The following is a 21,753-nucleotide window of genomic DNA, read 5'->3' as shown; positions in this document are numbered from 1 at the left end:
TCAAAATCATTTTTCTGCCAAACCCTACGCTACCGCCCATTTTTTTGTCAACTTGTAGAATAAGAAAATCACGAGAGTTGGAACGCGCCTGTATAGAGTTTGTAATACATGCCTTCCTTGGCTAAAAGTTCTTCGTGATTTCCGCGCTCAATTATCTTTCCGTGGTCAAGAACAATAATTTCATCGGCATTCCGAACGGTGCTGAGTCTGTGTGCAATCACAAAAACGGTTCGTCCGCTCATCAATTTATCCATTCCCGACTGAATCAAAGCCTCTGTTCTCGTATCAATTGAACTTGTAGCTTCGTCAAGAATCAAAACCGGAGGATTCGCGCACGCGGCTCTTGCAATCGCCAAAAGTTGACGCTGCCCCTGGCTAAGGCTCGCCCCGTCGCCGGTAATCACAGTGTCGTAGCCATGTGGCAAATGCTTTATGAACGAATGTGCGTTGGCCAATTTTGCCGCCGCAAGAACCTGACTTTCGCTCGCCTCAAGATTTCCGTAAGCTATATTTTCGCGAATCGTCCCCGTAAAAAGATGAGTGTCCTGCAAAACCATTCCGAGAGAACGACGCAAAGCGTCTTTTTTTATGTCCTGAATCGGAATGCTGTCGTAAGTAATCGAGCCGTAATCATCCTCAATATCATAAAATCTCGTCAAAAGATTCGTGATTGTAGTCTTTCCGCTTCCGGTTGAACCAACAAGGGCTATTTTTTGCCCAGGCTTTGCATGAAGATTTATATCACTCAAGACCCGCACATCTTTTTCATAAGAAAAATTCACGTTCTTAAAAACCACGTCGCCCTTTAATTTTTTGAGCTGTCCGGTAGAAGTAATCTTCCAAGCCCAGGAACCTGTAGGTGCGTAACTTTCCACCAAATGAGAAACGCCGTCTTTTGCAAGATTTGCCAGCGTTTCATAGGCGTTTACCAAATCAACCTGCCCGTCATCTTCTTCAACTTTCTCGTCAATCGCAGAAAAAATACGCTCAGCTCCTGCAAGTGCATTTAAAATCGAGTTAATCTGCTGGCTAACCTGAGTGAGCGGCTGCGAGAATTTTCTTGTGGACTGCAAAAAAGTCGCAATCGTGCCAATGTCGCTGTGCCCCCAAATCACGAGGAACGCACCTAGAATTGCCGTAAGCGCGTACTGAACATGCGAAAGATTATTCATAATCGGGCCGAGAATATTTGCATAAGTGTTTGCCCGCGTTCCGGCCTCCCGGAGTTTTTCGTTAAGTTCGTCAAAACGGCGGTAAGCTTCCTGTTCGCGGTTAAAAACCTTTACCACGCGCTGGCCTTCAATCAATTCTTCAATAAAGCCATTCACCGCGCCAATATTCGCCTGCTGCGAACGAAATGCCTGTCCAGATTTTTTTCCGATTTTTGTCGCAAGAAGCATAATCAAAAAAATCGTCGAGACCATCAGAACCGTGAGCGGCACGCTCAAAAAAATCATCATAACGAAAATTCCAGTCACCTGGAAAAACATCGAAAGAAGCTGAGGGACGCTCTGGCTGAACATGTCGCGCAAAGTGTCGGTGTCGTTCGTAAAAAGCGACATTAAAACGCCGTGAGGTTTTGAATCAAAATATTTTAGCGGCAATTTTCCAAGATGATGAAACAAATCCTTTCGAATATTGCAAAGCGTTTTTGTGGAAATGTAAATGAGAATTCTTTCGGTAATAAACGACGAAGCGGCACCCAAAAGATAAATTCCAATCATCGTAAAAATCAGCTGAACAAACGGCTTTAAGTTCGGGGACTCAGAGCCAATGAAAGGCAAAATATAGTCGTTCAAGGCAGGCTTTAAAAGATAGGCTCCGGCCACGCCCGCAAGTGACGAAATCGTTACGCACAAAAAAACGACCGGCCAGAGAAGCCTGAATTTTCCCATGTACGAAAAAAGTCTTAAAATCGTACGTTTTGTATTTTTTGGTTTTTGAGTTCCCCTCATTTTTACAGGTGGCATATTATTCCTCTTTTTTAACTTTTGCTCATCTGAGAATCATAAACTTCTTTGTAAATCTCGTTCGTCAAAAGAAGCTCGTCGTGCGTGCCAACGGCATTTATTTTTCCGTCATCAAGAAGCACTATAAAATCAGCCTCCTGTACGGATGCTATCCGCTGCGCAATAATGATTTTTGTAGCCTTTGGCAAAAGATTTTTTAGCGCTGAACGAATCCGCAAATCGGTCGCAGTGTCAACCGCGCTGGTCGAGTCATCAAGAATCAGAATCTTTGGATTTTTTAGAATCGCCCTCGCAATACAAAGCCGCTGTTTTTGTCCGCCCGAAAGATTCACCCCGCCCTGCCCCAAATTCGTTTCGTATCCGTTCGGGAAGGACTTTATAAAATCATGGGCGCAAGCCGCCTTGCTCGCCGCAATCACTTCTTCGTCAGTGGCATTCATATTTCCCCAGCGAAGATTTTCGCCGATTGTACCGCTAAAAAGCACGTTTTTTTGCAAAACCACGCCGATTGATTTTCGGAGAGTCTCAAGCTCATAATCAAGAACGTCGTGCCCGCCAACTTTTACGGAGCCTTCAAGAGAATCATAAAGACGCGGAATCATGGAAACGAGCGTAGTTTTGGAACTTCCCGTTCCACCAAGAATACCGACCGTGGCCCCCGAAGGAATTTTTAAGTTGATATCTGAAAGAACACAATTCTGTTTGTCGTTCGTGTAACTAAAATAAACATGATTGAATTCTATTTCGCCGGATTCAAGCTGGATTTTTTCTCGTCTTGAATCAAGAATTTCCTCGCCATCTTCATCAAGAACTTCGCTGATTCTAGAAATCGACGCACGAGTCATTATGAACATTACAAAAAGCCGACTCAGCATCATAAGGCTCATTAAAATTTGAGTGATGTAAGTGATAAAACTTATGAGCTGACCGACTTTCATGCTTCCGCGCAAAATCATGTTGCCGCCGAGCCACAAAACAGAAACGATGCAGGCATAAATCATAAGCTGCATTACGGGAAGATTTAAAATTACGATTTTTTCTGCCGAAAGCTGATTTTTTCTTAAATCTTCCGCCACAGAATCAAATTTTTCGTTCTCAAACTCACCACGCACGAATGCCTTTACCACCCGGATTGCAATCAAATTTTCCTGCACAGTCATGTTGAGTTTGTCGTATTTTTCAAACATTTTCTTAAAACGCGGATACGCCTTTAGCGCAATCACCGTAAGAACGAGCGACAAAAACGGAATGACGATAAAAAAAATGCTTGCAAGCCGAATATTTATAAGGCAAGCCATTACGGTCCCGCTCAAAAGCATAAGAGGAGCGCGAATCATCGAACGGATAACGTTCTGATACATATTTTGCAAGTTCGTAACGTCTGTTGTAAGTCTTGTTACGAGCGAGCCAGTGCCGAATTTGTCGATGCTTGAAAATGAAAAGGACTGAACACGCCTAAAAAGTTTTTTACGAAGATTTTTAGAAAACCCGAACGCCGCCACAGACGCAGAGCGACCGCACATTGCCCCGCAAAAAAGCGAAAAACATGCCATCGAAATCATCAATAGCCCGAATTTCGTAACGAACGCCGTGTCTTTGTTGTAAATTCCCACATCAACGATTTTTGCCATTACAAGAGGAATCGTATTTTCCATGAGAACTTCAAAAACCATAAATAGAGGCGAAATTGCCGTGTAAGCCCAATATCGCCTTTCCATGCCCGAAGTGAGTTTTTTAATTAGACGCATAAAAATGATTTTACAAAGAATCCGCTTCTTTTTCTATCAGGTCGAATGTGGAGTTTTTTAGTCAGCTTAAAAATGCCGCTACCGCATTTTTTGTCCAGCTTTGAAACTCAAAATTGAACCTATCAGAGATTCAATTAAAATTAGCGTTTGCAAGCCGTTAAAGTGTAGACAGTTCCGTCTGTGTCAATAAATCTGTCAACTACAAAAACATTCGTCAGGCTTGCAGATGAATACGAAACCATCAAGTCAGTTTTGTCAACTCGTCCAGTATTCTGAGTCTGAAACTGCTTGTTTGTCTCAAAATTTACGAGCTGTGTATTGCGGTCTTTTACGATTTCGCAAAGTCCGTTCATAAACGACTCAAGAATCGTCTTGGAAAAATTTCTGTCTTGCTTTTTGCACCCGATTGCAAAATTGAATTCATCTGAAGGAAGATGCTCTGTCTGGTATTTTAGCCAAACAGGAATTTGTCCGGCCTTGTTCGACCACTCAAAAATCTCTGAATCCAAAGAAAAATACTCGCGCCGAGTTGAGGCAGGAAGCCCCTCAAATTCTATAAAATAAATCCAGCTGCCAAAAAGATTCTCTTTTTTTCCGAGGATTTTGCATTTTTCTTTCCACAAATCTCGCTGGGAACTGTTGCCAACAGAATATTTGTAGTCGGTATCAACAAAAGAAGCCGAATTGATTTTGTTCAACTTGTAAGCCGCCTGAAACTCGGTGGTGAGCATAAACATCTCAATCTGATTAACAGCCTCGTCAATTGCCGCCTCGTCCTGTTTTTTTTCGCTACGGTAAGGCTGAACAATCGCAATCAGAATGTTGCACGGAAGAAGCGAAAAATTCACGTCCGAAAAAGTGTCCACAACAGATTTTGTCTGCTCAGTTTTTTCTTCGACTTTCGGCACTGCTTTTTTCTTTTTTTGGAAGAAAGGAAACGCAAAAACTGATGAAACTAAAAACATAATCAAAATGCCAAAATAAAATCTTTTTCATTGCATTACCTTCCGACAAAAAGTGAAATTAAAAAAAAATAGGCCGAACGACAAAAATCAAACTGCCATCCGACCTATTTTTACATAAAATAATAAAATCTAAAAGTTAGTTGATGTTAGCTTTGATAAAATCGTGAGCTGTCTCAACTGTAAAAGCTGTTTTTTCTGTCTGAGTGTACTCTTTTACAACTGCGTTCAACTCAGGAACAACTGCCTGATATGGAAGGAACATCAAAACATAAGCTGTTTCATCAGGTCCGAGCCAGTAGTCAACCTGCTTTGAACCTTTGAGCATTGCGTCTGACTTCTGAACAGAAGCAGCTTCCATATAAGTAAGAACGTCTTCTTTTACGCCTGTATCACGTGTATACGTCTGCAAAGCATTCTTTACGCTAACCTGCAATGTATTCGCAAGCTCAGTGCGTCCGTTAGCCTTAGCAAGTGTAAGAGAATTCTGCAAAGTGCTCATTTTTCCAGAACCAACTGCATAAAGACCATCCTCTGCCTCGCGTCCCATTACAACCCAAGCCGGGCGAGCGATTCCCTCTGCACCGATTACCTGTTTCTGAGCAGCAGCAGCAGATGCCGACTCTGAGTTAGAAGTAGCACCGCTTGTTGAACCACAGCTTACAAATGTTGTAGCAGCGATAAGTCCAGCAGCAAAAAGAAATGATTTTTTCATATAAAACCTCCATGTAAAAATCACGATTCAATATTAAAAAGATATGCTTTAACTATAACTCAATACTGTTTAATTTTCAATTTTTTTATCTAATTTTCAGTATTTTTTTTATATTTCCAAAAACTCAAATTTTTTGTCTAGTTTTGAAATTCGGAATTGAGCCTTTTAGAAAATTCTGATGAATGAGCGTTCACAAAATCTCTGGCTGTTTCGATTTCATATTTTTCCAGCACTGATTCTGAATCCCTGAAAAGTTCAAGGTCAGTCGGAATCCATGCATATTTTTCGCGAAGAGAAGCAACCGAAGACTCAAAATCACCGTTGTTCGCGTCAAGAATATTTTGGTAAATCGCTTTGAAGTCTTTGAGTTTTACCTTCTCCTCATCACTTTTACCGGTAATTTCTGTTACAAGCCAGCACTTTCCTTTCCATGTGAGAGTTACGGTCTCAACGTTGTGCGCAACATGAATCAAGGCACCGTCGCTGTGAATAAAATAATAATCCGCAAGAACGCTCGTAGTATCGCCATTTTTGAGCGGCTTTCCGTTCCACTCGGTCAGAGCGGCTTTTTTGTCTTTTCGGCAAGGAAAATCATAATTGCAATCGGCCTCGCGTCCGTCAAGTTTTAGGTTCGTAATTCCGTACTGCCAGAAAGTCGTTTTGTTCTTCATCAAAAGCCACTCGCCCGGCGTGTACGTTCCAGCCTTATCGTCGGTCGTGAGCCGCTCCTTTGCGGTAATAAAATATCCGCTCACAATCTGAATCAGAGCGTCGGTCTTTTTTCCGCTAACAACTTCCTGCAAATTCGGTACGTCAGCGTGATTAATCTGAGTGTAAAGAGACTGCACGCTCTCAAACGGAGTGAGTCCTTTTGTGGAAGCCCGGTTCAGATTCTCTTTGTAAAAACTGTGGCCTGCCCAAAATCCAATTACAAACACTGCAAAAACTGCAAGAATTCTGTTTTTGTTGCGGCGAGTAAAGCGAACGATTTTTAACCGTTTTTCTGTTGAAGAAAGCCATTTTTCTTTGCGGAGCGCAAAGTCAGCTTCGCTCATTTCTAAACTGCGATTTTTATTTTCGAGTTCCGAAAGAAAATCTTCAGGATTAAAAGCCGATGCTTTTTCCAAAATCAATTTTCGTCTAGCTTCTTTTTTTGCGTCGGTAAAATCTCTTTTTCCTGAATGGAAAATTTGCGGCGTGGTGAGCATTAAGCCATTATCAATTGATTCAGAAAGATTTTTGTTGATTCCGTTAACAGCGTAACTTAATGGAAGAAAATCGTTATCATAAATATCAACTTGCCGCTCAGAAAGGTCTGTTTTTTCAAACGGAAAACTGCCCGTCAAAGCTTTGTAGGCAATTACAGACCGGGTGAACATCAACGCATCTTTGTCTTTTAGGGCTTTGTTCAGGAATTTTCCCTGCACTTCCGAATAGACAGCCGGGACGCACAGAGCGCACTGCTCATAGAGCTTACCTGGCAAAAACAGCACTTTTTTTGCGTCCTTCGAAACCATTATTCCTTCACCGCCCAGAGACGTAATTTTTAAGTTCTCGCAAATGGCGGCGGTAAGAGCCTTTTCAACAGCAAAGAAAGCATTATTCTTTCCGCAAGAAATCTCCGCGCCTTCAAAAATACTGTTCAGCGGAAGTCCGTCAAAAAAATCACCTTCAAAAAATATTTCGTTATCAATATTTTTGGTTCCGCCAAATTTATATTCCGTAAAATTTACTTTTTCGCCAGCAATTTCTGCAATCACGCCCTTTTCATCAAGAGCGGCGGAAAGTCTTGTTCTGGCAAATTCCTCAGGCTTTAGTCCGCTGGAAAGCCAAATTTTATCGTCAATCCGCAGGATTTTGTTAGTTTTCGATTCATTACTCATAACGAAGAATTTAGTAATGATTTTCAAATTCGGCAAGTTTATAATACGGATGAAATATCAAAACTCTCGGCAAAAATCTAATTTTTATTGTAAACTGTTTTAATGCAAAAACTCGCGACCGAACAATATGTTATTTTTGGCTCAAAAAAACTTCGCTGCGGAATTACGACAGGCTCTTGCGCGGCAATCGCGGCAATGGCAGCAACAGAAGCGCTTCTTACGAAAAAATTTCCGAGCTATTCAAAAATCATAACGCCAAAAGGCTGGTATGCGGCGGCAGAAATTTTAGAAGGAGAATTTATTGATGAAAATTCTGCCCGATGCGCGGTTCAAAAAGATGCTGGCGATGACCCTGATGCGACTGACGGAATTCTCATTTTTGCAAAGGTCTGCCTAAAAAAATCAACTTGCGATTCGCAAAAAAACACGGTCGTGCGCATAACTGGCGGAAAGGGCGTTGGAACGGTAACAAAAAGCGGGCTTGACCAAAAAGCCGGCGAGTTCGCCATAAATTCCGTTCCCCGAAAGATGATTACGGAATCCGTTCAAAAAGCGTGCAGCGAACACGGATTTTTTGGGGAGGCCGAAATTCAAATTGAAGTTCCAGAAGGCGAAAAAATCGCAAAACAGACTTTTAACCCGATTCTTGGGATTGAAGGCGGAATTTCGATTCTCGGAACCACGGGAGTCGTAGAGCCGATGAGCGAAAACGCACTGATTGAATCGATTGAAGTCGAAATAAAATTCCTGGCCGAAAATTTTACGGGCAAATCTTCCGTTCGACCAATCATTTTGACTCCAGGAAATTACGGAACGGATTTTATAAGCACTTACCCGGAGCTAAAAAATATTCCCGTAGAAAAATGTTCGAATTTTATTGGAAAGGCCATTGAATTCTCACTTTTTTATGGATTCACGCACATTCTTCTTGTTGGGCACGCTGGAAAATTCGTAAAACTTGCAGGCGGAATTATGAACACACATTCCCACAACGCAGATTGCCGACTGGAACTTATTGCGGCGCACGCAGCCCTTTGCGGAGTTGAGCAATTCGATATTGCACGGATTTTTTCTTCGGCAACAGTGGACGCGGCTCTAGAAATCCTTGACGAATCGAACATGACAAGCGCCGTGACAAAAAGCCTCTTAAAAGCCTCCCAAAAGCGCCTCGCACACTTTACGCAAGGCAAATGCAAACTCGGCATCCTAATGTTCACAAACGACCGCGGAATTATCGGAGAAACAAACAATTTTAGCTATATAATAGAAGAAATCAAAAAAACTCTTCCTTAAAAGTTCCCGCAGAAAAGGGAGCAAATCTAGCTTTTAGAGCACGCATAAAATTTACCGTCGCCACTTATCAACTGGCATTCCCAGCTTTTCGTGGCTACGGCCTTCGCCTCCGAACCGCTACGCGGTTTTGCTACGCAACCACTACAATCTGGGCTAGGCTTAGTCTTGTGCGATAGTTCCCGACATTACAAATCATGATTCACTAAAAAATAACGCAACTGCAAGCAAGTTTTTGTATTTTGCCACACGGCTCCGAAAAATCTAACGATTTTTCAGGTGAGTCGTTCTTCCTGCAAATCGCGATTTGTGGGAAGAAAATTTTTGAATACCTGTCAGATATTTTCAATTTGCCCGCCACAAAAAATATTTTTTTTCACCACTTTTTAATTCATCTTCTGTGTAGATTTCAGATATTTCTTCTAGAAGTATCTTGCGCTCACTAAAGTCGTCAGCAGAAATGATGGGGATATACGCCTCAATCCTAGAATGAAAACAGATTTTATCTATGAGTTCTGGAAGCAAGTTGCTGTCCAAGGAAAATAATTCCTTGAATCCAGAATTTGAACAAATCTCAAAGCTCTGTTTTTCAGAATCATATTGACAATAGTTTAAATGATAATCATTCACCGTAAAAATATGTCCGTAGGTTAATTTATTGTCATTACAGGTAACATCTCCCACATAAATTTCTTGTCCATCTTTCAATAACAGATTAAAATCAGCCGATTCAATATGGTCATTAAACATAGATTTATTTAATATTTTGTCAGCTTTGTCAATTTTGGTTACCGCTTTGATTATGTAATCAACATCTGCAACTCCAAACAAGCCTTTAAGCACGCAAACAAATATAAATAATAACACTGCACAAATTGTTATGCTGTAGATTAGTCGTTTTTCCATTTTTTTTCGACCTCCCTTCGCAATTTTTGCTGTTTCTCAGATGCCATACCATTTTTATCCCAGTTCTCCGGAGTACCGCATTCTTCAGGCGATGAAGCATTTGCCCACCATTTGTGTAAAGTAGCACCTTTTTTATTTTGTTCTGAATATTTACCTGAATAATCGTATTCACCACAAAAAGGCAGAAAATTTAACATTCCTTTTATGTCATTATTTTTTTTATCAGTACAAAAACTAGCGTAATCTGAAAAATCGAAATCCACTTCTCCTTTATCATTCTCCAATATGGTAAAATTAACATTTTCGTTTAATTTAGATTCCGCGGATACTTTTACAATGGTGCCATCTTTCAAGATAGCTCCATCGAAATGGCCTTTCACAGTTTCACCCGGTGCAATAATTAAAAAACTGAGTTTTATATCTACACCATTGCTGTCTTTTCCAATTGTGATAGGATCTTCCAATTTTCCTAAAATATATTTGCTAGTTGGATTTTTAATATCTCTTCCATCCGGATCCACATACTTCACCGGGTTGTTCCCCGCGTAGTGATAACAATTGAGATTGATGTGATTAAACACACCGCCCATGCCCGGCAATTTGGAATTATGCTGTTTTGCCTCGTCATTTGTAGGCGCAACAGGAATGTAATCTCCCAGAGCAGGGGCTGTGCTAATCCACATGCGGTTTTTATACTAAATTACAATTCTTAAATGAGTATTAACAATATAAAACTTGGTTGATTCAATTCTGCAGAACTTAACTGGATTGGCACCGATTTGCGCAGATTCCGAATCAAGTTCGGAATGACAGTACCGCTAAGGAGAGTTTGTCTAAAAAATTGCGTCATGCCGAATTTATTTCGGCATCTATACTGCATTTTGTATGAAGGACTTCGAAGCAGGGGCGGAATTACACTGGATTTTTCAAAAAAAACACGCCGAGTTTTACCCAAAAACATACGGAGAATTTTTTAAAACACGCCGAGAATTTTTTAAAACTCCGTATGTTTTTTATTGAAGAAATCAAAAAAAACTTCCTTAACAATAACTTGGCTGCTCATAGTTATTAGGTAAAAGTTACAGAAATGTAAAAGAATATTGTTATAAACTTGAATTGGAATGGAATAAATATGTTTGCTATTGGGTTGATAGTATCAATATTATTTGGACTTATGTTTCACAGAATTCGTACAAGAAAAAAAATGACAAAACTAGGTGTGTTTATTGGCATAATGATAATTTCTATATGCTACGTTTTGAGTTATTTTTTCTTTAAATATAATCGTTTACCGGGGATTGTTATTTATTAAAATAAGATTTTTAATCAGCTGGCTTTTTTCTCAAAATCACCAACTTTATTGCACACAATCCGAACATTTCCACTTTCGCGAAAAAATTTTATTTTGACAAAAATTCAAAAAATGTCATATTGACGAAAAAATATGTTGCTATTACAATTTTTGCAGAAGTTTGACAGATAAAGGAATCTGTTTGAATAAATTAACAGACGAGGATACAAATGGCTGAATACGATTTGGAAAAACAGCACGCTAAAGGAAAGCTTCACGCAATTGAAAGAATCAATGCACTTTTGGATGAAGGCAGCTTCATGGAGATTTACGCAGGAGCTAGACACCAGTGCACAAACTTTGGAATGGACAAAAAAGAGCTTCCGTATGACGGTGTAATCACAGGATTCGGAACTATCAACGGTAAAAAGGTCGCTATCTACTCTCAGGACTTTACGGTTCAGGGCGGTTCGCTCGGTAAAGTTCACGGCGAAAAGATTGCAGAAATCATCAAAATGGCGATTGAAATGAAATGCCCTGTAATCGGCGTTAACGATTCGGGCGGAGCGAGAATTCCAGAAGGTGTTGACGCGCTCTGCGGCTACGGCGAAATTTTCAATCAGAACGTCCGCGCGTCGGGCGTGATTCCGCAGATTTCGATTATCGCAGGTCCATGTGCAGGCGGCGCAGTTTACTCTCCGGGACTCACAGACTTTATCTTCACAATCGACAATATTTCTCAGATGTTCATCACAGGACCAAAAGTTGTAAAACAAGTTATGTTCATGGACATTTCGGCAGAGGATTTAGGCGGAGCCGCAATTCATTCTCAAAAATCGGGCGTTGCTCACTTTAGATGCGGAACAGAAAACGAATGTTACGAAAAGGTTAGAAAACTTTTGGATTACATTCCGCACTACTACGGAGACGAGTCGGCTCTTGAATCAAAAAAGAACGTAAAATCTGGTCTCTTCGGCACAAAAACAGAAGAAGAATTCAAATTCACCGAAAGCAAGCTTGAATCAATCAAATCAATTCTTCCTGAAGACACAAAAAAAGGATACGACATCAAATCTGTAATCAGCGATGTTGTTGATGATGACTCGTTCTTTGAGATTATGCCAGAATTCGCCGGCAACGCAGTAATCGGTTTTGCAAAAATGCAGGGAAAAACAATCGGTATCGTTGCAAACAACCCAGGATTCTTCGGCGGACTTTTGAACAGCGACGCTTCGGACAAAATCGCTCGTCACGTTCGCTACTGCGACTGCTACGACATTCCGCTCCTCACTTTCGTTGACGTTCCAGGATTCTTGCCGGGCCCACAGGAAGAGCAGAAAGGAATCATCCGCCACGGCGCAAAGGTTCTTTACGCATACTCAGAAGCTACGGTCCCAAAAGTTACAGTAATCACACGAAAAGCTTACGGCGGAGCTTACATCGCAATGTGTTCAAAGCACCTCGGCGCGGATTTTGTTTATGCTTGGCCAAAAGCAGAGATTGCCGTAATGGGTGCGGAAGGCGCAATCGGAATTTTGTACGCAAAAGAGCTCAAAGACCCGGCAAATGCATCTTTGGTCGAGCAGAAGGGAAAAGAATACCGCGAGACGTTTATGACTCCAACAATCGCCGCTCAGCGTGACTACATTTCGGCTGTAATTGAACCGGAAGAAACACGTGCAAGAGTTGCAATGAGTTTTGAGCTTCTCAAAGGAAAAACTTCCACAGAGATTCTTCACAGAAAACACGGAAATATTCCGCTGTAATCAAATATAAATGCTGAATAGATGCTGAAATAAATTCAGCATGATTAAAAACAAAAAAGACCGTTGCAAAATGTAGCTTCGGTCTTTTTTTTTGCTTAAAATAAATTATACTATAAAAATGGATTTTATTCTTGAAGCTAAAAATTTAACAAAAACTTTTTCGCTCGACGCAGGATTTTTTGCCAAGGCAGACAAAAAAGTTTATGCGGTGAACGATGTTTCTTTTGGAATTGAACGCGGAAAAACCTACGGGCTTGTAGGGGAATCTGGGTGCGGGAAAACCACCACTGCCCGTCTTTTGGTGCAAATGTACAAAGCAAATTCCGGGAGCATAATTTACAATCCGCAGGGCGAAAAACCTGCTTGCGACGTTACGAAACTTTCAAAAACAGAACTCCGCGAATACCGCGAAAAAATAAAATATGTATTTCAAGATCCATCACGCTCGCTAAATCCGCGAATGAGCGTATGCTCTATTCTTACCAACGCATACCGATATTCAAAATCTTTTCCGGGCAAGACGGCTGCACGGGAGCAGGCGGCAACGCTTTTGGAAGAAGTGGGCCTTGATCCAAGCGACCTTGACAGGCGGCCGAGTGAATTTTCCGGCGGGCAGAGACAGAGAATCTCGATTGCGCGCGGGCTAATAATGAAGCCAGACGTTCTGATTTGCGACGAAATCGTAAGCGCGCTGGACGTTAGCATTCAGGGGCAGATTCTGAACCTTCTTTTGGACATAAAAAACTCAAGGAACCTTTCATTCCTTTTTATTGCCCACGACTTGCGCGTAAGCTGCTATTTTTGCGACACAATCGGCGTAATGTACTCAGGAATGCTTTTGGAAGAAGCACCCGCAAAAGATTTGTACAAAACGGCAGCGCATCCCTACACAAAATTGCTCTTTGAAGGCTCGGCAGGAAAAGGCACTCTGAATGCGGGGGAAGTAAAAACAGTCCTTAAAAACGTTACGGGCTGCCCTTTTGCCCACAGATGCCCAAAAGCCACCGAAAAATGCAAAAATGAAATTCCAGAATGGAAGAACATAGACAAAAATCACAAAGCGAGATGCCATTATCTGGGCGTTGCTGAATAAAACCGGAGGAATTATGAAAAAACTGTTGATTTTGCCCATTTTTTTTATCGTTTGTATACTTTCTTCATTTGCGGCACCTGGCGACAAAGAAATTACCACGGCGAATTTTAACGAAGACTGGATTGTGGGAACGTGGAAACTTACGCTCATAAATGGTCCCGAAGCCGCGCAGGGAGTTGTCGTAATAAAATCAAAAGAAGACAACTCGCAAATTTTAATGACCACGCAAGACGGAAACGAACTTGCAATGACGCTCGCGGACCTAAAACAGATTTTTGAAGACTTTATGATTCCAGAAGAAAATTTAAAAGTCCTAAAAGAACACGGTGCAATTTTTACAGGCACGAACCGAATATTTTTGAATCCCCCAAAAACCTCGGTCACTTACAAATTTGGAATTACGAAAAACGGGCAGTCAATTGACGCGGCAATCACAATGCTAAAGTTAAAATAACAGCATTTAAGTAAAAAGTCGCAGCCCAAACAGGAGATTTTATGAAAAAACTTTTTAGCATTCTAGCAATATTTTTGTTCGCACTTGCAGCAACATTCGCGCAGTCTGCCGGCGACAAAATCATCTCGGTGGAGAATTTTAACGAACCGTGGATTATCGGCACTTGGACGATTGAAGCTCAAGTTGTCGGTTTCGGTCAAAACATAAGCGAGCCTGCCACTTTCGAAATCACAGGCTATAACGATGCTTCGATAAGTAAAAATAACCGAAAGCAACGGAAAAGAAACTGCAGAAACTCTAAAAAAAATAAAAGATTTTTTTGCACAATTTCTGGAGCTGGGCAATATGTTCAAACAACTTGAATCAAATGGCGCAGAAATTACAGGTTCACAAAACTTGTACGTGAACGAAGCAAAAACAAAAGTCTTCTATAATACAGGGGTTTCTTTTCAGGGCGAAACTGCGGCTATTAGACTTGTAATGCAAAAACAGTAGGACATTCGCTTAGGCGAAACGGCAACTGTTGAAATCTTAATGCAAAAGAAATAGACTTAAATTCACATTTTATGAACGGAAACGAAAACTTGGAAAATCAAATTGAAACGGAACGCAAAACTTCTTTTAAGGAAATAATAAAAATTCTTTCGGAAGTGGACGACGTAAACTTTGTTGAAAACTTTTTTAACTGTCTTCTTACGCCAGCAGAAATAAACGACATGGCAACGAGATGGATTACTGTAAAAGAAATCGAAAAAGGCACACCGCAACGCGAAATCGCAAAGAAATTTCACATTTCACTTTGCAAAATAACACGAGGCTCTAAAGTTCTAAAAGACCCGAACAGCGCGTTCAGAAAGATTTTTGATGATTTTGAAGATTATTCTGAATTCAAAAAGCGGACCTAAAAAATCATGCGAAAATTTACGTTGATTTTAATTCTTTTACTCACCAATATTTTTGTTTTTGCGCAAACTCTGTCGATTGACTTTCAGCTTAACACAAACGCTAACGCCAAAACAAAAAATCATCTCAACTGGACTTTAAAATCAACGGCAAACACAACAACAACCGTTACGACAACGAAGGATTTTTTTGATGCAGTTTCAAGTGCCTCAAAAAAGCACTCCACAAAAGAGCTTCGGGAAGTTTATATTGATTCAAAATCAAAAAAGCAAGCCATGCCAAAAGGTCTTTACACGCTTTTATTGTTTGCAGTCTCTTCCCCGGAATTTTTGCAAAACGATGATTTAAAAATCTCCTCGCAAGGAAAAAAGCTCACGATTCAATTTATCCACAGAGGGATTGCCTACAAAATCAGCACGAATGAAAAAGGATATTTTGATTTTTCGGAGCGCACCGACGCTGAAAACGGATTTTATATCGCAAAAGACATTGCGGAGAACGAAAAAGGCATCTTTTCTCTAAAAGCGGATTTTGTAACAGAAGGTACCGACAAAAATCAAATGCAGAATGCCGACTGGACAAAATTCACTTTTGAAAACGACTCGTTCGACAAGGATATTGATTTGGCTTTTGCAGGAAAATTAAAAACTTCATACAAAAATGGCATTTTAAAAATCAAAGGCAAATTGACTAAAAAAGTTCCAGTGCAGCCGAAAGCCGACGAAGAAAATAAAAAATGCCGATGAGCCTGACAAAGCCGCAGAACCTTCCGACAAAAAAACGGACGAACAAGCCGAAAACGAAGCGGAACCTACAAAAGAAAAAATCGAAAAATCTGATTCAGAGGAAGACGAGACAGAAAACCGCAAAAAAAATCGCTGGAAATACAATCCAGCATCATAAAATGGCACGACAGGGATTCTGCCGTGCAAAAAGCGAATTTTACAAACTATCGGGTTGCCAAAGTAATAAAAGATGCGCAACCAGAATAAATTTCCCGGTAAGCAGTCCAAAAATCACCTGTAAGCAGAGGATTATCAATATCGCGGGAAAGCCCCGTAAAATCCATGAGGCGGCAAACACGAGCCTTAATCATTCCGTTCAAAGAGATTGGCGAAGCCGGATTCATAATAAAAATCTTTTTTACATCAATTGGAGTTACGTAAACCGCATGGTCACCGAGAATCGCAAAACATTTTTTCATGCAAGCTTCATCCATGCACAAAATCCAATCGTATTTCTCTGCATCCTCTTTTTTTAACTTTAACCGATGTGTGAACACCAATATCAATATTTGCATTTTTTAAACATTTTTTTTGACTTCTCATGCATTTCTTTATCAAAATCGTTTTCCGTAAGCATAGCACCTGCCGACGAAATAAAAAAACGACTGTTGATTTTCTTCTTGCGCACCATGTTCAAAAGGATTTGTGTGGCCATAGGCGCAAGGCAAATGTCATCAGAACAAACAAACAATACTCGTAAAAAACTGGTCATAGCGTTGATTATACATAGAATATCGACGATTGTTGAGGGGGTATTTAATATTTTTTGCCCGCCGCTAGAGATTCTCACAAAAAAAACATTTTATTTTACATTCCCTATTGACAAAGTAGGTAATATAAAATAAAGTATTCCTATCTAAACGATAGGAATTAGCAAAAATCTGGAGGTATGTATGGCGATTTACTTTGAAAAACTTGTTCGCGAAAATTTTCGAAACGGACGGATGTGCCTCTGTTCTTATTTATGTTCAAACTAACTCTTTAAGCCACAAGGCTTTATAAAAACAAAACAGAATAAAAATAAGGAGACACTATTATGGCAAATTACAGATTCGAAACTTTACAGTTGCACGTTGGACAGGAAAACGCAGACCCAGCTACAGATTCACGGGCAGTACCAATTTACCAGACAACTTCGTATGTTTTTCATAATTCAAAACACGCGGCAGACCGATTCGGGCTTGCAGACAGCGGAAATATTTACGGTCGCCTTACAAATACCACGCAAGACGTTTTTGAAAAACGCATAGCGGCCTTGGAAGGCGGAAGCGCGGCCCTTGCGGTAGCTTCTGGCGCGGCGGCAATCACATACACGATTCAGGCACTGGCTGCGGATGGCGGACACATCGTGGCACAAAAGACAATTTACGGCGGTTCGTACAACTTGCTCTCGCACACGCTCCCTCAGTACGGAATCAAAACGACTTTTGTTGACGCACACAATTTGGCGGAGATTGAAGGCGCAATAAAAGAAAATACACGCGCAATCTATCTTGAAACCCTCGGAAATCCGAACAGCGATATTCCTGATATTGATGAGATTGCAAAAATCGCTCACAAACATTCAATTCCGCTTGTAATCGACAATACCTTTGGAACGCCATATTTGATTCGTCCGATTGAGCACGGAGCGGACATTGTTGTTCACTCGGCAACAAAATTCATTGGCGGCCACGGAACAACGCTCGGCGGCGTAATCGTTGAGAGCGGAAAGTTCGACTGGAAAAAAAGCGGAAAATACAAGAACATCGCAGAGCCAAACCCAAGCTACCACGGAGTTTCTTTTTACGATGCAGTTGGACCTGCAGCATTCGTAACGTACATTCGGGCAATTTTGCTCCGAGACACAGGAGCTACAATAAGTCCGTTCAACGCATTCTTGCTTTTGCAAGGAACCGAGACGCTTTCGCTCCGTCTTGAGCGGCATGCAGAAAACACAAAACGCGTTGTTGAGTTTCTAAAAAATCATCCGCTGGTAGAAAAAGTGAATCACCCTTCTTTGCCAGAGCATCCAAACCACGCCCTTTACGAAAAATACTTTCCGAACGGGGGAGCTTCGATTTTCACATTTGAAATTAAAGGCGGACGCGAGGAAGCTTGGAAGTTCATTGACAACCTAAAGATTTTTAGTCTCTTGGCAAATGTTGCCGACGTAAAGTCCCTTGTAATTCATCCTGCAAGCACAACCCATTCGCAGCTAAGCGACGCAGAACTTGCAGACCAAGGAATCAAGCAGAACACAATCCGTCTTTCAATCGGAACTGAACACATCGATGACATTATCGCAGACCTTGAAGGAGGCTTTGCGGCACTCAAATAAAACTTGAAAATATGAATGTAAAAATCAAAAGTTAAAAATCGAATTAATCAAAAAAGCCAGCGCATTGAATATCAATTCGCTGGCATTCCAAACTCGTTGCCGAATAATTAACCGTCATTCCGAACTAGTTTCGGAATCTTTCTTTTGGGATTCTGAGACACCACGAGCGTAACCGGCGTGCAGTCGTGGCGCAGCGCTCAGAATGACTATATTTTTACTGGTTCAAGGCAGAAACTACAGCCTCAATTCCGGCCCGACCGACGTTGCTGGATTTTCCGACACCCCAGATTTTCTTTCCATCCTCACGGGCAATCTGAACATACGCAATCGCGCTCGTGTCGCTTCCCTGTCCAATAGAATGCTCGTGGAACGCCACGATATTGAATTTTGGAAGTTCCGTTTTTGCGAGTGAAGAAACGAAAGCATCAAGAGGACCGTTTCCGCTTCCGCCAATCGAAATCTGCTTGCCAGCATAATTAATAACTCCGCGGCAACTTACATGTTCTGGCGCACCTGAATCTTTGTTTCCCTCAAGTTGCGTTGAAGCAAAATCAACGATTGAAAGTTTTTCTTTGTTCAAAAGCCACTGATGCTCAAAGAATCCAAGAATTTCTTCTGGCTTAAGTTCACGCTGCGCCTTGTCGCTCTCGCTTTTTATCAAATCGCCGATTGCAGGCTGCATTGCCTTCGGAATCGAATAGCCGTAATTGTGCTCCAAAATGAATGAAGCACCGCCCTTTCCGCTCTGGGAGTTGATTCGGATAATTCCCTCGTACTTTCGTCCAATGTCTTTTGGGTCAATAAGAAGATACGGAACGTCCCAGACGGAATCCTCCGCCATTTTTGCGCGGGCGGCAAGTCCTTTTGCAATCGCGTCCTGATGCCCGCCAGACAAAGCCGTGTAAGCAAGTCCGCCCGCATACGGGCTTCGCGGAGAAATATCCATTTTTGTAAATTCCTGGTAAGCGTCCGCAATCTCCGGCAAGTCAGAAAAATCAAGCTCTGGGTCAACGCCCTCGCTGAACATGTTCAACGCAACAGTTACGATGTCAAGATTTCCAGTTCTCTCGCCGTTTCCAAAAAGACAGCCTTCAACGCGGTCCGCACCGGCAAGAAGTCCAAGCTCGCACGAAGCGACTCCGGTTCCGCGGTCATTGTGGCAGTGAGTGGAAATAATCACGTTCTCGCGGTCGGTGATGTGCTTTGCAAAATATTCGATTGAGTCCGCGTAAACGTTCGCCGTGTAGCATTCAACAGTGGTCGGCAAGTTGAAGATAATCTTGTTGTCTTTTGAAGTGCCCCACTCTTTTTTTACAGCCTCACAAATCTCAATCGCATAGTCAATTTCTGTCATCGAAAAACTTTCTGGCGAATATTCAAGCCGGATTCTTTTTCTCTCGTCCTCTGACAAATCCTTCATGCATTCTTTTATGCACTTTACGCCCTCAACGGCAATCTGAATGATTTCTTCTTTTGATTTGCCAAAAGTGTATTTTCGCTGAGCAGGAGAAGTGGAATTGTAAATATGGAAGATTACATGAGGAGCCCATTTGATTGCGTCCATCGTGCGGCGAATAAGATGTTCCCGTGCCTGACAGAGAACCTGAATCGTCACGTCCTCTGGAATGTGATTTTCTTCGATAAGCCGTCGGCAAAAATCGAATTCTGTGTCAGAAGCAGAAGGAAAGCAAATCTCAATTTCTTTAAAACCGATTTTTACAAGAAGATCAAAATAAGCAAGTTTAGTTTCGATTCCCATCGGGTCAATTAGAGCCTGATTTCCGTCTCGAAGGTCAACGGAACACCAGATTGGTGCCTTTTCAATACGCTTAGAAGGCCATTCGCGAGTCTGCATTGCCGGCTGTGGGAAAGGTCTGTACTTTTTTGCATTCATTTTTGAATCTCCTTTTAGATTAAAATCGTCTTATAAACAAAAAAGACCTGCCGCCAAAGCAACAGGTCTTGTAATGTTATAATTTATAAAAATAATGAACACCACACTACTTGAGCTTTTAGCTGCATTTAACGAGAAGATTGCATAGTAGTAGTAGTGAAAAATTATTCATGGAGAAAATACTAATCCTTTATTTAAGTTTAATCAAGTAGCATTTTGTTAAACGGTTCATTGAGTCTCAAAGCGTCTCACCTTGCAAATGCATGACCGTTTCTGTTGTTCGCCTACATTCCAAATATTTCGTCCAAGTTTTGCTGCAAGTTTTCCTTTTTGCATGGGGAAGAACATTGTTGACAACACGAACACAAAGATTCTGTTCAACATCTATCAAAAATAACTTTGCAGATTCCACCACCCTTTCTAAACCTCCGCCAACAAGACTCTGTCTTTTTGGATTATCTGCCAGACGGCCAGCCTTCTGGACTTCTATCTCCTTTGGTGACAAGCCTTATACCAGACTTCATTGATAGTCTCTACAAAAATATTGAATAAAGGATGATTATCCCTATCAATTCGTCTAAGATACATATTCTTCTTTTCGAGATATGTATCTCTTATTTCTTGCCACCATCCATTTTCTTTCAGCTTATCCATTCTATCATAGACATCTTTAGAATCAGGAACTTCTGTCCAATAAAAGCGGTTCATAAATTTATCATGAATCATACGGCAGAAAATTCCATTTGAATTTTCTACAAGAATTGCTATGTCAAAGCTGAACTTCAAACCTTCTTCCGTTGTCCATCTTGAAGTTATTACGGCCGTTGAATCCTGACAGTTACGAAATGGAGTGTCTTCCATTATTTCATTCAAGAAATCCATAACCGTTGTTTTAAGCCATTCCGCATTCTTTGTTGGTTCTGCAAGATTATAAACCTCAAGATTCCAATCTAAATCAAAAGGTTCGTTTTCATTTTGTGTAACAAGATTTTTTGCACCGCTTCCGACAAGGTAGAAATCTGTATCGAGATTATATTCAGCTTTAAGCATCTGTTTCACTCGATTCATTTTGTCAGCGGTAAAACTTCGCCATGGTTTGACGACAGAATTGCGTACATAGTGGTACATAAATTGCTCCTTCTGGTAAAGTTTTGAATTGTTTAAAATAACAATTCTATTTTCCCCTAACCTTCCATTTGAGAAGCAACGCACCTCAAATCATTGCAGTATACTGTTAAATTGATTATTCAGCAATGCCATTTTTCTTATCGAATTAATCCATTTCTTTTCTTTAATTCATCCAAAAATTTATTATCTATGGAATTATCAATCATTACTTGAATAACATCTTCCCAAGACAGTTGCTCAAAGTTTTTCTTATTCTTTAATGATGATATAAAGTTTGAAAAGTCACGATTACTTTCTTTATAAAACAACTTCCTTGGAGCAAAATTTATCAATCTAATTTTCTTATCGATTGAAAAGAAATGTGCTATAGTCCAATTCCTGATTAACTCATAATATTTTGATTTCTTTGCTAAATTCTTATCTAGATAAAAATCATTATTCAGATATCTATCAAAGTTTTTTTATCTGGATCTTGCTTATCATTACTAGCTTTTACTTTTACCTCAATGAAAATTACTTCTTCTTCAGTAATTACAATAATATCAGGTTCTGAAAAAAGAGTTTTCATTTTCTCCAAGATTTCTACAAATATCCTTTAATGGATTTGCATATTGCTTATCTATTTGTGGTACACCCCACATTAAA

At 40.7% G+C, this 21,753-nt stretch carries 21 protein-coding genes; 9 read left to right on the top strand and 12 right to left on the bottom strand.

Translation table 11 applies throughout. The features are described 5' to 3' along the window. Positions 1-68 precede the first annotated feature (68 nt). From JI65_RS06430 to JI65_RS06410, 5 genes are all read right to left on the bottom strand, one after another. A complete protein-coding gene (locus JI65_RS06430) occupies positions 69-1,970 on the bottom strand; it encodes an ABC transporter ATP-binding protein (protein WP_191014557.1) in 1,902 nt (633 codons plus the stop codon). Positions 1,971-1,984: 14 nt separating this feature from the next. Continuing rightward, positions 1,985-3,718 (bottom strand): ABC transporter ATP-binding protein, encoded by a 1,734-nt coding sequence (locus JI65_RS06425; protein WP_191014556.1) that lies wholly within the window; start codon positions 3,716-3,718, stop codon positions 1,985-1,987. Between the two features lie 140 nt (positions 3,719-3,858). Then, the gene (locus tag JI65_RS06420) at positions 3,859-4,626 is read right to left on the bottom strand and encodes a hypothetical protein (RefSeq protein ID WP_191014555.1); all 768 of its coding nucleotides are present in this window, start codon (positions 4,624-4,626) and stop codon (positions 3,859-3,861) included. 193 nt (positions 4,627-4,819) lie between these two features. Then, positions 4,820-5,395: an LPP20 family lipoprotein gene (locus tag JI65_RS06415; RefSeq protein WP_191014554.1), complete on the bottom strand. Its 576-nt coding sequence runs from the start codon at positions 5,393-5,395 to the stop codon at positions 4,820-4,822. Positions 5,396-5,532: 137 nt separating this feature from the next. Continuing rightward, positions 5,533-7,278 carry a hypothetical protein gene (locus JI65_RS06410; protein ID WP_191014553.1) on the bottom strand — a complete coding sequence of 582 codons (1,746 nt, stop codon included), beginning with the start codon at positions 7,276-7,278 and terminating at the stop codon, positions 5,533-5,535. Between the two features lie 102 nt (positions 7,279-7,380). Between JI65_RS06410 and cbiD the strand changes: the two genes are divergently transcribed. Continuing rightward, the gene (gene cbiD / locus JI65_RS06405; RefSeq protein ID WP_191014552.1) at positions 7,381-8,571 is read left to right on the top strand and encodes a cobalt-precorrin-5B (C(1))-methyltransferase CbiD; all 1,191 of its coding nucleotides are present in this window, start codon (positions 7,381-7,383) and stop codon (positions 8,569-8,571) included. 342 nt (positions 8,572-8,913) lie between these two features. On the opposite strand, the gene JI65_RS06400 is transcribed toward cbiD, so the two are convergent. Together JI65_RS06400 and JI65_RS17365 are read right to left on the bottom strand one after the other, a co-directional pair. After that, on the bottom strand, positions 8,914-9,474 hold the full coding sequence (locus JI65_RS06400; RefSeq protein WP_191014551.1) for a hypothetical protein: 561 nt from the start codon (positions 9,472-9,474) through the stop codon (positions 8,914-8,916). Further along, positions 9,459-10,157, bottom strand: coding sequence for a hypothetical protein (locus tag JI65_RS17365; protein ID WP_242457181.1), 699 nt, complete (start codon positions 10,155-10,157; stop codon positions 9,459-9,461). Before JI65_RS17365 ends, JI65_RS06400 begins: the two co-directional genes overlap by 16 nt. Positions 10,158-10,995: 838 nt before the next feature. Between JI65_RS17365 and JI65_RS06390 the strand changes: the two genes are divergently transcribed. The 7 genes from JI65_RS06390 (at position 10,996) to JI65_RS06360 (ending at position 15,727) form a co-directional block, all read left to right on the top strand. Continuing rightward, a complete protein-coding gene (locus JI65_RS06390; RefSeq protein ID WP_191014550.1) occupies positions 10,996-12,531 on the top strand; it encodes an acyl-CoA carboxylase subunit beta in 1,536 nt (511 codons plus the stop codon). Between the two features lie 118 nt (positions 12,532-12,649). Next, positions 12,650-13,624, top strand: coding sequence for an oligopeptide/dipeptide ABC transporter ATP-binding protein (locus tag JI65_RS06385; protein WP_191014549.1), 975 nt, complete (start codon positions 12,650-12,652; stop codon positions 13,622-13,624). A 13-nt stretch (positions 13,625-13,637) separates the two neighbouring features. Beyond that, positions 13,638-14,078, top strand: coding sequence for a hypothetical protein (locus JI65_RS06380; protein ID WP_191014548.1), 441 nt, complete (start codon positions 13,638-13,640; stop codon positions 14,076-14,078). 41 nt (positions 14,079-14,119) lie between these two features. Further along, entirely contained in the window at positions 14,120-14,440 is a 321-nt protein-coding gene (locus tag JI65_RS06375; RefSeq protein ID WP_191014547.1) for a DUF2147 domain-containing protein, read from the top strand. After that, positions 14,424-14,573, top strand: a complete 150-nt coding sequence (locus JI65_RS06370; protein WP_191014546.1) for a hypothetical protein — start codon at positions 14,424-14,426, stop codon at positions 14,571-14,573. The genes JI65_RS06375 and JI65_RS06370 overlap by 17 nt, the downstream gene beginning before the upstream one ends. An 89-nt stretch (positions 14,574-14,662) precedes the next feature. Further along, on the top strand, positions 14,663-14,983 hold the full coding sequence (locus tag JI65_RS06365) for a Trp family transcriptional regulator (RefSeq protein WP_242457180.1): 321 nt from the start codon (positions 14,663-14,665) through the stop codon (positions 14,981-14,983). 6 nt (positions 14,984-14,989) lie between these two features. Continuing rightward, complete coding sequence (locus JI65_RS06360; protein WP_191014544.1) at positions 14,990-15,727, top strand: hypothetical protein; 738 nt, start codon at positions 14,990-14,992, stop codon at positions 15,725-15,727. Positions 15,728-15,930: 203 nt separating this feature from the next. Here JI65_RS06360 and JI65_RS06355 read toward each other — a convergent pair whose 3' ends face one another. Together JI65_RS06355 and JI65_RS17765 are read right to left on the bottom strand one after the other, a co-directional pair. Continuing rightward, positions 15,931-16,185 (bottom strand): hypothetical protein, encoded by a 255-nt coding sequence (locus JI65_RS06355; RefSeq protein WP_191014543.1) that lies wholly within the window; start codon positions 16,183-16,185, stop codon positions 15,931-15,933. Positions 16,186-16,268: 83 nt separating this feature from the next. Further along, a complete protein-coding gene (locus JI65_RS17765; protein WP_191014542.1) occupies positions 16,269-16,478 on the bottom strand; it encodes an arsenate reductase/protein-tyrosine-phosphatase family protein in 210 nt (69 codons plus the stop codon). 324 nt (positions 16,479-16,802) lie between these two features. Here JI65_RS17765 and JI65_RS06345 point away from each other — a divergent pair, with 324 nt between their 5' ends. Continuing rightward, positions 16,803-18,086, top strand: coding sequence for an O-acetylhomoserine aminocarboxypropyltransferase/cysteine synthase family protein (locus tag JI65_RS06345; RefSeq protein ID WP_191014541.1), 1,284 nt, complete (start codon positions 16,803-16,805; stop codon positions 18,084-18,086). A 214-nt stretch (positions 18,087-18,300) separates the two neighbouring features. Here the strand turns inward: JI65_RS06345 and leuA are convergent, their stop codons facing one another. The 3 genes from leuA to JI65_RS17360 all read right to left on the bottom strand — a co-directional run bounded on the left by leuA (position 18,301) and on the right by JI65_RS17360 (position 21,676). Continuing rightward, positions 18,301-19,980 carry a 2-isopropylmalate synthase gene (gene leuA, locus JI65_RS06340; protein WP_191014540.1) on the bottom strand — a complete coding sequence of 560 codons (1,680 nt, stop codon included), beginning with the start codon at positions 19,978-19,980 and terminating at the stop codon, positions 18,301-18,303. Positions 19,981-20,466: 486 nt separating this feature from the next. After that, entirely contained in the window at positions 20,467-21,108 is a 642-nt protein-coding gene (locus tag JI65_RS06335) for a hypothetical protein (RefSeq protein ID WP_191014539.1), read from the bottom strand. Positions 21,109-21,547: 439 nt separating this feature from the next. Then, the gene (locus tag JI65_RS17360; RefSeq protein ID WP_242457179.1) at positions 21,548-21,676 is read right to left on the bottom strand and encodes a YraN family protein; all 129 of its coding nucleotides are present in this window, start codon (positions 21,674-21,676) and stop codon (positions 21,548-21,550) included. Positions 21,677-21,753: the final 77 nt, after the last annotated feature.

Origin of the sequence: Treponema zioleckii, assembly GCF_014737315.1 — a bacterium.
GTDB classification, from domain to species: Bacteria; Spirochaetota; Spirochaetia; order Treponematales; family Treponemataceae; genus Treponema_D; species Treponema_D zioleckii.
Note: the sequence above shows the minus strand (reverse complement) of the source record. Positions and strands in the feature narration are given on the sequence as shown.

What these genes read in the sequence shown, in the direction of transcription:
- JI65_RS06430 (WP_191014557.1), bottom strand. Translation starts at nt 1,970, where the DNA reads ATGCCACCTGTAAAAATGAGGGGAACTCAAAAACCAAAAAATACAAAA.
- JI65_RS06425 (WP_191014556.1), bottom strand. Translation starts at nt 3,718, where the DNA reads ATGCGTCTAATTAAAAAACTCACTTCGGGCATGGAAAGGCGATATTGG.
- JI65_RS06415 (WP_191014554.1), bottom strand. Translation starts at nt 5,395, where the DNA reads ATGAAAAAATCATTTCTTTTTGCTGCTGGACTTATCGCTGCTACAACA.
- JI65_RS06410 (WP_191014553.1), bottom strand. Translation starts at nt 7,278, where the DNA reads ATGAGTAATGAATCGAAAACTAACAAAATCCTGCGGATTGACGATAAA.
- cbiD (WP_191014552.1), top strand. Translation starts at nt 7,381, where the DNA reads ATGCAAAAACTCGCGACCGAACAATATGTTATTTTTGGCTCAAAAAAA.
- JI65_RS06400 (WP_191014551.1), bottom strand. Translation starts at nt 9,474, where the DNA reads ATGGAAAAACGACTAATCTACAGCATAACAATTTGTGCAGTGTTATTA.
- JI65_RS17365 (WP_242457181.1), bottom strand. Translation starts at nt 10,157, where the DNA reads ATGTGGATTAGCACAGCCCCTGCTCTGGGAGATTACATTCCTGTTGCG.
- JI65_RS06390 (WP_191014550.1), top strand. Translation starts at nt 10,996, where the DNA reads ATGGCTGAATACGATTTGGAAAAACAGCACGCTAAAGGAAAGCTTCAC.
- JI65_RS06385 (WP_191014549.1), top strand. Translation starts at nt 12,650, where the DNA reads ATGGATTTTATTCTTGAAGCTAAAAATTTAACAAAAACTTTTTCGCTC.
- JI65_RS06380 (WP_191014548.1), top strand. Translation starts at nt 13,638, where the DNA reads ATGAAAAAACTGTTGATTTTGCCCATTTTTTTTATCGTTTGTATACTT.
- JI65_RS06375 (WP_191014547.1), top strand. Translation starts at nt 14,120, where the DNA reads ATGAAAAAACTTTTTAGCATTCTAGCAATATTTTTGTTCGCACTTGCA.
- JI65_RS06370 (WP_191014546.1), top strand. Translation starts at nt 14,424, where the DNA reads ATGTTCAAACAACTTGAATCAAATGGCGCAGAAATTACAGGTTCACAA.
- JI65_RS06360 (WP_191014544.1), top strand. Translation starts at nt 14,990, where the DNA reads ATGCGAAAATTTACGTTGATTTTAATTCTTTTACTCACCAATATTTTT.
- JI65_RS06355 (WP_191014543.1), bottom strand. Translation starts at nt 16,185, where the DNA reads ATGAAAAAATGTTTTGCGATTCTCGGTGACCATGCGGTTTACGTAACT.
- JI65_RS17765 (WP_191014542.1), bottom strand. Translation starts at nt 16,478, where the DNA reads ATGACCAGTTTTTTACGAGTATTGTTTGTTTGTTCTGATGACATTTGC.
- JI65_RS06345 (WP_191014541.1), top strand. Translation starts at nt 16,803, where the DNA reads ATGGCAAATTACAGATTCGAAACTTTACAGTTGCACGTTGGACAGGAA.
- leuA (WP_191014540.1), bottom strand. Translation starts at nt 19,980, where the DNA reads ATGAATGCAAAAAAGTACAGACCTTTCCCACAGCCGGCAATGCAGACT.
- JI65_RS06335 (WP_191014539.1), bottom strand. Translation starts at nt 21,108, where the DNA reads ATGTACCACTATGTACGCAATTCTGTCGTCAAACCATGGCGAAGTTTT.
- JI65_RS17360 (WP_242457179.1), bottom strand. Translation starts at nt 21,676, where the DNA reads ATGAAAACTCTTTTTTCAGAACCTGATATTATTGTAATTACTGAAGAA.